Origin of the sequence: Xanthomonas sp. SHU 199 (assembly GCF_000364665.1) — a bacterium.
Lineage (GTDB): Bacteria > Pseudomonadota > Gammaproteobacteria > Xanthomonadales > Xanthomonadaceae > Xanthomonas_A > Xanthomonas_A sontii.
In genome coordinates this window covers 1-4559 of sequence record NZ_AQOI01000153.1, presented here as the reverse complement: position 1 = coordinate 4559, position 4559 = coordinate 1, and the positions used below count along the sequence as shown (strand labels likewise).

General features: G+C 67.6%; 4 protein-coding genes. All 4 read right to left on the bottom strand.

Annotated features, from left to right (window positions below; genetic code table 11):
- Positions 1 to 129: 129 nt before the first annotated feature.
- Positions 130 to 1149, bottom strand: coding sequence for an AAA family ATPase (locus tag D183_RS0107015; protein WP_017908382.1), 1020 nt, complete (start codon positions 1147 to 1149; stop codon positions 130 to 132).
- A gap of 153 nt (positions 1150 to 1302) precedes the next feature.
- Positions 1303 to 3213: a type IV pilus secretin PilQ gene (locus D183_RS0107010; RefSeq protein WP_026144269.1), complete on the bottom strand. Its 1911-nt coding sequence runs from the start codon at positions 3211 to 3213 to the stop codon at positions 1303 to 1305.
- Between the two features lie 20 nt (positions 3214 to 3233).
- Positions 3234 to 3773 (bottom strand): pilus assembly protein PilP, encoded by a 540-nt coding sequence (locus D183_RS0107005; RefSeq protein ID WP_026143551.1) that lies wholly within the window; start codon positions 3771 to 3773, stop codon positions 3234 to 3236.
- Positions 3770 to 4444 (bottom strand): type 4a pilus biogenesis protein PilO, encoded by a 675-nt coding sequence (locus D183_RS0107000; protein ID WP_017914107.1) that lies wholly within the window; start codon positions 4442 to 4444, stop codon positions 3770 to 3772. Before D183_RS0107000 ends, D183_RS0107005 begins: the two co-directional genes overlap by 4 nt.
- Between the last annotated feature and the right edge of the window lie 115 nt (positions 4445 to 4559).

Below are 4559 nucleotides of genomic sequence, written 5' to 3'. Positions count from 1 at the left end.
CTGGGACGGATCCCCGCCTCGGCCGGCGCGGCGGCCTTCGGCATGCCCGGCGCAGTCGGCTGCGGTGCCATCGTCGTTACTCCGCGCGGAGGCGGGCGGCGGGCAACAGCCGTACCTGGCGGCGTCCGGTCACGGCGGCGGCACCTTGTCCAGCAGGGCGGCGACCAGACGATCGCCGTCCCAGCCTTCGGCGGTGGCTTCGTAACTGGGCAGCACGCGGTGGCGCAGCACATCGGCAGCGACCGCGCGCACGTCGTCGGGCGTGACGAAGTCGCGTCCGGCCAGCCAGGCGCGGGCGCGGGCGCACCGCTCCAATGCGATCGAACCACGCGGACTCGCGCCCCAGGCGATGCGCCGCGCCAACGCGGCGTCGTAGCCGCTGGCATCGCGCGAGGCCAGCACCAGTTCGATCAGATAGCGCTCCAGCGGCGGTGCCATGTGCAGCGCCAGCACCGCACGGCGTGCCGCGAATACGTCTTCCAGCGGCATGCGCGGCGGCGGCGCCTCGCCGGCCTCCAGCGTCTCGCGGGCGCGCTCGCGCGCCAGCCGCAGGATATCCGCCTCCGCAGCAGCTTCCGGGTAGCCGATCCGCACATGCATCAGGAAGCGGTCCAGCTGCGCCTCCGGCAGCGGGAAGGTGCCCTCCTGCTCGATCGGGTTCTGTGTCGCCATCACCAAGAACAGCTTCGGCAGCGCATAGGTGTGCCGGCCGACGGTGACCTGGCGCTCGCCCATCGCCTCGAGCAGGGCCGATTGCACCTTGGCCGGCGCACGGTTGATTTCGTCGGCGAGCAGGATCGGATGGAAGATCGGCCCGGGCAGGAACTCGAAGCGGCTCTCCTGCGGGCGCCACACCTCGGTACCGGTGAGGTCGGCCGGGAGCAGGTCGGGGGTGAACTGCACGCGGGCGAAATCCGCTTCCAGGCGCGAGGCCAGGGCACGGATCGCGGTGGTCTTGGCCAGGCCGGGCGCGCCTTCGACCAGCAGATGGCCATCGGCGAGCAGCGCGATCAGCAGGCGCTCCACCAGCGCCGACTGGCCGACGATGGTCTGGGACAGGCCGTCGCGCAGGGCGACGAACGCGGCGTGCAGGCGCTGCTGCTCGGGCGCGGCCGGCGGGGAATCGAGGGTCGGGGATGGAGTGTTCATTTGCGCAGTCTGACCCATCGCCGGTGAAAATGGTTCCGCGCACGGCGGACGCCGCGTGCTGCGAATTCAGGATTTCCTCATCGATGGGCGCAAACGCCGACGGGAGAGGCTTGCGCCTCTCCCGTCGAAGATTTCCCGCATTGCCCGCGCCGATCAGCCGGCGCGCTTGGCCACGCGCATCACCTTCGGGGTCACGAAGATCAGCAGCTCGGCCTTGCTCTTGCTGCGGCCGCGCTGCTTGAACAGATTGCCCAAGAACGGGACGTCGCCCAGGAACGGCACCTTGGAGATACTGCTGCGATCCGTAAATTCGTAGACGCCGCCGATCACCACGGTCTGTCCGTCGTCGACCAGCACCGCGGTATTGATCTCGCGGCGATTGATTTCCGGCACGGTGCCGTAGTTCTGCAGGGTGACGAAGCGCTCCACTTCATCCTTCTTGACGTTCATGTTCAAGAAGATGCGATTGTCGTCGGTGATCGTCGGCGTCACCTTCAGCTCCAGCAGCACTTCCTTGAACTGCACGTTCGGGGTGGCGGCGGTGCCGCCGGTACCGCCGGTGATAGTGACATAGCCGATTTCCTTACCCTGCTTGATCACGGCCTCGCGCTGGTTGGAGGTCACGATGCGCGGGTTGGAGATCACCTCGCCACGGCCTTCTTCCTGCAGCGCCGACAACTCCATGTCCAGCGAGAAATTGGCGCCCAGCAAGGTGTACGCGATGGCGCCGGGCGTGCCATTGGTGAAGGTGCCGGCGGGCATGTTGAAGTTCAGCCCGCTCGGGATGTTATGCACGCTGTTGTTGATGATCGACGTGTTGTTGGCCAGGTTGCCACTGACCACGCCGGTATTGCCGCCGTACTGCCTGCGGCCGGCAATGCCGAAGCGCGCACCCAGATCGCGTGCGAAGGTATCGGTGGCGATGACGATGCGGCCCTCGATCAGCACCTGGTCGACCGGGCGGTCGATCACGTTGATCAGCTCGCGCATCTGCGCGACCTTCTTCGGGATGTCGCTGATCATCAGCGTGTTGGTGCGCTCGTCGGCGACCAGACGCCCGCGCGGCGACAGGAAGCCGTTGTCGTTCTGGCTGCTGCCGTTGCCGCCGCCGTTTCCACCGCCGCCACCGCCACCGCCGATGCCCTTGGCCTCGGTCAGCGCCTTGAAGATCGCCGTGGCGCTGTGATAGTTGATCTGCACGTAGTCGGTGATCAGGTCCTCGCGGTTCTCGATCGCGATGCGCGCGTCTTCCTTGTCCTGCTCGAACTTGGCCAGCTCCTGCTGCGGCGCGACCCAGATCACCTTGCCGTCGCGGCGCTTGTCCAGGCCCTTGGCGCGCAGCACGATGTCCAGTGCCTGGTCCCACGGCACATTGACCAGGCGCAGGGTGACGCTGCCCTGCACGGTATCGGAGGCAACGATGTTGAGATTGGACTCCTCGGCGATCAACTGCAGCACCGTGCGCACCGGCACGTCCTGGAAGTTGAAGGTCACCGGCTTGCCGCTGTAGCCGCGGGCGGCCACCTGCGCGGCGGCCTGGCTGACCGTGGTCGCGGTGACCGCGCCCACCGCCGGCGCGGCGGCGCGCGGGGTGATCTCGACCACGTACTCGTTGCCCGACTGGTAGGCCAGCGATTCGAACGCGCCATTGGTGTTCAGCACCAGCTCGGCGCCGCCCGCATAGGGCTTGGCATCGATGCGCTGCACCGGCGTGGCGAAGTCGGTGACGTTGAGCGGACGCTGCAACTCCGGCGGCAGCGTGGCGTTGCCGACATCGACCACCACGCTGTTGCCCTGGGTGCGCAGGTCCGGGCTGGCGCCGGTGCCGTTGAAGGACAGGATCAGCCGTCCCGCACCGCCGTCGCCGCGCTTGAAGTCGATCTTCGACACCGTGAGCTTGGCCGGCGCCGCCGCAGGTGCGGGAGACGCGGCAACAGGCGCGGCGGGCGGCGCCGCGCTGGCGACGACCGCATTCCCGAGCATCGCCGCCAACCCCAACGCGCATAGCCGCATCGTCGCGTGGCGCCGGATGGGGCGCAGGCTCAGGGCTTTGGAAAAAGTCATCGTGCTATCCCCATAATCAATCATTGATCGTCCAGCGCGACGGAGGCGGGACGTTCCAGCCAGCCGCCGGCGCCATCCGGCACCAGTTCAATCAAATCGATGCGATCCTCGTGCACCCCGGTCACGCGGCCATCGCTCTGCCCCATGTACACGCCCGGACGCACGCGGTAGGTCACCTTGTCCGGCGCCATCACCAGCGCCACCTGGCCCGCGCCGCTGCCCAGCGTGCCGACCATGTTGAGGCTGTCCAGCGGGAACTGTTCCAGCGGTTCCTTGCGGCGGTTCGGATCCGGGCGCAGGCCGCTGCTGCCGTCGGGACTGGCCCAGGCATCGCTGAACGGATCGCGCAGGCCCTGCGCCGCATACTCGAAGGTTTCGAACTGCTGCATCACCGGCAACGGCTCCAGCGGCTGCGCCGGTCGCGCGCGCACTTCCTTCACCCAGTTCTCCAGATTCGGCGCATCGCCCGGCGTGCTGGTGATGGTGCGGCCGCAAGCGCCAAGCACCAGCGCCAGCGCGCCCGCAACGAGAATCCTGACCACCCGATGCTGCCGGCTCATGCGCCACCGCCTTGCTTGCCGGCCTTCTTCGCGGCCGCCGCGGCCTGTTCCTGGTCGGCCATTTCCTTGTCGTCCAGGTAGCGATAGGTCTTGACCGTACCGGACAGCTCCAGCTCGCCGCGCGCGGTGATGCCGTTGCTCTTGTCGCGCGGCTTCAGGTTGATGTCGTGCATGGTCAGGATCACCACCCGCGGCAGCGAGGCCACGCCACTGACGAAGGCGCCGAACTGGTGGTAGCTGCCGACCATGCGCAGGGCGATCGGCTTCTCCGCGTAGAACTCCTTCGGCGACTCCGGGCCCGGCTGGAACAACTCGTTGGTCAGGCCGCTGGACAGCGCGGTCTGCGAGATGTCGATGATCAGGTCGGGCATCTCGGTCTTGCTCGGCAGCTGCCGCAGCATCTGCTGCAGCACCTGCTCCATCTGCACCAGTTGCTGCTTCAGCGGCTGCAGGTTCACCGCACGGCTCTGCTCCTTCTCGAAGGAGGCGCGCAGTTCGGTTTCCTTCTGCTCCAGCGCCTGCAACTCGTCGCTCTTGCTGCTGATCAGCAGGAACCAGGACAGGGTCAGGATGAACAGGGTCACCAGCACGCAGAACACGATCTTGGCCTGCTGCGGCCAATTGCCGATGTTGTTGAAATCCAGCTCTTTGATGTTGAATTTCTTGCTCATGACGCCGGTCCCTGTTTCGCTGGCGTGGCGGCGGGTGCCGGCGCGGTGGCCGGCGCCGGTGCGGCAGGGCTGCCCGCGGCAGGTGCAGGCGCAGGCGCAGGAGCGCCCGGAGCCA